The organism is Burkholderia sp. Ac-20392 (genome assembly GCF_017104585.1).
Classification (GTDB): domain Bacteria; phylum Pseudomonadota; class Gammaproteobacteria; order Burkholderiales; family Burkholderiaceae; genus Burkholderia; species Burkholderia lata.
Window position 1 is genome coordinate 1 of sequence record NZ_JAAGPB010000660.1, and the last position, 3,664, is coordinate 3,664.

Consider the following 3,664-nt stretch of genomic DNA (forward strand, 5'->3'; position numbering starts at 1 on the left):
TGCTTCGCCGGGCTGCGGCAGCTCGTCGATCAGCAGCCGGTAGCTTTGCTCGACGCCGGCGGGCGCGCGCGACGCACGCACGACGCGGATCAGTTGCTCGGACTGCGTGCCGACCTCGATCAGCGGCGGGCTCGCGATCAGATCCTGGGTGGGCGTCAGCGTGTCCTCGCCGTCGGCCTGGTCCCAGCGGAATACGCGCACCTGCCCGTACACGGGGCGCTCGCCCGGATTGCGCAGCGTGATGCCGGTGGCCGTGTCGTCGGTGCCGAATTCGATCGTGACGGGGGAGATCTGCAGCGACGCGGCGTGCGCGGTGCCGGCCGCGCACAGCAGCGCGGCGAGCATTCGACGTAATGCGGTCATGCGTTGCGGTGCCGGTCAGAAGTAGACGGTTGCGGTGACGGTCGTCTGATAGGTGTCCGGTTTCGGCGTGGCCTGAGCGGGCACCTGGCCGTAGACGTTCAACGCCTGCGCGGCGCCCGTGCCGGTGCCGGCCACGGTGTTCGTGCCTTGCGTGTTGCCCCAGATCGTCGTGCGCCCGGCGTCCTGGTAGAGCTGGAAGCCGACGGTCGTCGTCGTGTTGCCGGTCGACGTGCCGGCCATCAGGCGGCTCGCGACGCTCGAACCCGTGACCGAGCCCGCATCGAGGCCGACGTTGTACGGCGTCGTATTGGTACAGGTGACGCTGACGGTCGTCTGCTGGTTGATTGCCGTGGCCAGCACCCCGTTGGTCCCGAACGCCAGCGGGTTCGCGGCGATCGTGCAGTTCGGCTGCAGCGTCAGCGTGACGTTGAAGGTGGCGGTTGCAGTGCCGTTCGAATAAGTGGCGGCGTCGGCGGCAGGTGTCGACAGGCCGACTAACAGCGCGAGCGACATTGTCGTGGAAGCGATGGCAACTTTCACACTGATCCCTCATCGAGCGGTTTTTCATTGGATTTATGCCGCGCTTCGCATGCCACGGCATTGCAAATGCTGATACGAATCGGCGAGTCTTTCAATCGCAATGATCGGGCTGTTTCATTTTGTTACAGTAAAACCGGGAATCGATTGAATAAAGCCGGAAAACATTACGGTTTTCGATTTTCTCGGGTGCGGAGGGGACGAAAGATTTTCCAGCGATGCGGCAATTACTCCGCGAGTATTGCAGGGTGCGATTCGATTTTTCCGATTGGTGTGGCGGGTTGAAACGGTCGACGCGGAATGGATGATTAATGTATCCAGTGAAGTGAAATGCGCGGGCGCTGAATCATTCGGGGGGATTGAATCGTTTTCAGTTATCCGTTAATGAATTGGATTTGCGTCGACGCTTGATGTGCCGATATTCCTGATTTTTATGATTGTGGAATCGGTGAATCGGAATTGACGATTGAAAACGAAGACGGCCGCATTGCGCGGCCGTGAACGTGTTTGCCTGAGAGGCGGCGGGCCGTCGCGCATTACCGGCGCGACGTGTCGCGACTACGAATTCGTGGCGGCCGGTGCGCGGCGCTGCTGCGCGATCTGCAGGAACACGAGTGCGAGTCCGGCTGCGGCGATCAATCCGCCGACGAGCGGCACGGCCGCATAACCGAAGCCCGCCGAGATCGCCGCACCGCCGGCGGCCGCGCCGAGCGCATTGCCGAGGTTGAACGCGCCGATGTTGACGGCCGACGCGAGGCCCGGCGCTTCGTGGGCCGCCCGCATCACGCGCATCTGCAGCGGCGGCACGACCGCGAACGTTGCGACACCCCACACGAGCAGTGTGACGGCGGCGCCGACATGCGTGCTGGCGAGCACCGGGAACGCCGCCATCGTGGCGATCAGCAACAGCAGGAAACCGATCAGCGTGCCGTCGAGCGAGCGGTCGGCGAGGCGCCCGCCCGCGATGTTGCCGATCGAGAAGCCGACGCCGATCAGCACCAGCATCGCGGTCACGAAGCCGGGCGTTGCGCCGGTCACGTGTTCGAGCGTCGGCGCGACATACGTGTAGAGCGTGAACATCGCACCGGCGCCGAGCACGGTCGTCCCGAGCGCGCCGAGCACGACGGGGCGCGTGAGTACCGAGAGTTCCGCGCGCAGGTTGGGCATCTTGCCGGCTTCGCCCTTCGGCAGCGCCGCGAACAGCCCGGCGATCGCCACCAGGCCGAGGCCAGCGGTCGCCGCGAACGACATGCGCCAGCCGATGATCTGGCCGAGCCAGGTCGCGGCCGGTACACCGCCGACGTTCGCGATCGTCAGGCCCATGAACATCGTCGCGACCGCGCTGGCCTGCTTTTCGCGCGGCACGAGGCTGGCCGCGACCACCGAACCGAGTCCGAAGAACGCGCCGTGGTTGAGGCTCGTCACGAGGCGGGCGAGCAGCAGCGTCGTGTAGCCCGGCGCGAACGCCGACAGCAGGTTGCCGATCGTGAAGATCGACATCAGCGCGATCAGCGCCGAGCGGCGCGACCAGCGCGCGAGCAGCAGCGTCATCAGCGGCGCGCCGACCATCACGCCGATCGCATACGCGCTGATCAGCATGCCGGCCTGCGGAATCGACACGTGCACGCCGTCGGCGATCACGGGCAGCAGGCCCATCGGCGAGAACTCGGTCGTGCCGATGCCGAACGCACCGGCGGCGAGTGCCAGCAGCGGCAGCGCTGCGCTGCCGCCGGGGCGGGAAGGAGAGGAAGTCGTGGGGTTCACGCGATGAGCTCCTGTAGTCGAGGGACAACGGCACAGGCCGTTGAGGACAGGGCGAAGTGTGCCTGCATGACTTTTGCGGAAAAAGCCGTATACGGACGAAATTATCTTGATTTCATGTCAACAATGCAGCGAGCGCTTGAAGCCCGTTTCTGAGGCGGGCGAAAGCGGTTTTTTGTGAAAGCTTTGTGTAATGAATGGGCGGCGGCTTTCGGCCGGGAGACCGTGAGCCATCGACACTTCGAAGTGGGCCGACGATCGCTGCGCCCGATGATCCGGAGGCCGTCCGTAAACCGTCCGGCGATGCGCCGCCGCGCGGATCGGGCGGGCCGGTCAGGTGGCGGGCATCGCCCCGAACGAACGTTGCACCGTTGCCGAAAACCCTTTGCCGACAAGGCCCACGGGCAAAAAAAGCCCCGATCACAGGGGGACCGTGACCGGGGCGGAAACGCATCCTCTCTTTGGCACGAGGGTTGGATGCGCGCGCAGTATATTTCGAACCATGACAATTCGAACCGACGTTAAACGGCACTTTTTGGTGTCAATTTAAAAACACCGGTGCTGCGGCGTCCGGTGTCGCCGTTTTGTAAGAATTTTCGCGAAAAAGATGCAGTTGTTTAGCGTGTTTCAGCAGCCAAGCCGACGGTTTGACGGAAGGGGGGGCCGCCCGTCATTCGGCACCGCGAATCGCGTCGCCCAAGTGCCGGGCCAAGTCGCCGAATCTGCTGCTCGCTCAGCCCGCTTGGCGCGCTTCACCGGCCGCCTCGCGCACGGCCTCGAGAAACCGTGCGACGACGGGCGACGGTGGCACGGCTGCACCGTCGAACACGAACTCGATGTCGAAGCGGCTCGCGAGCTCGTCGAGCGCGACGAGCCGGACCGTGTGCGGGCAGGTTGGCGACGCGCTTTCCGGCACGAACGCACAGCCCATCCCGGCCGCGACGAGGCCGATCAACGTTGGAATGTCGCTGCCGACCTGCGCGATCCGCGGCGTGAAGCCGGC

Annotated in this window: 4 protein-coding genes; all 4 read right to left on the reverse strand. The window is 64.7% G+C overall.

What is annotated here, in order from left to right; translation table 11 throughout:
* Positions 1-363: fimbria/pilus periplasmic chaperone (locus tag G3N99_RS36395; protein ID WP_206124779.1), on the reverse strand; the 363-nt coding region annotated here is incomplete at its 3' end.
* A 15-nt stretch (positions 364-378) separates the two neighbouring features.
* Complete coding sequence (locus tag G3N99_RS36400) at positions 379-876, reverse strand: spore coat U domain-containing protein (protein ID WP_174987448.1); 498 nt, start codon at positions 874-876, stop codon at positions 379-381.
* A 582-nt stretch (positions 877-1,458) separates the two neighbouring features.
* Positions 1,459-2,664 carry an MFS transporter gene (locus G3N99_RS36405; RefSeq protein ID WP_206124780.1) on the reverse strand — a complete coding sequence of 402 codons (1,206 nt, stop codon included), beginning with the start codon at positions 2,662-2,664 and terminating at the stop codon, positions 1,459-1,461.
* A 730-nt stretch (positions 2,665-3,394) separates the two neighbouring features.
* Positions 3,395-3,664, reverse strand: a 270-nt coding sequence (locus G3N99_RS36410) for a LysR substrate-binding domain-containing protein (RefSeq protein WP_241012031.1), incomplete at its 5' end; no start/stop codon positions are given.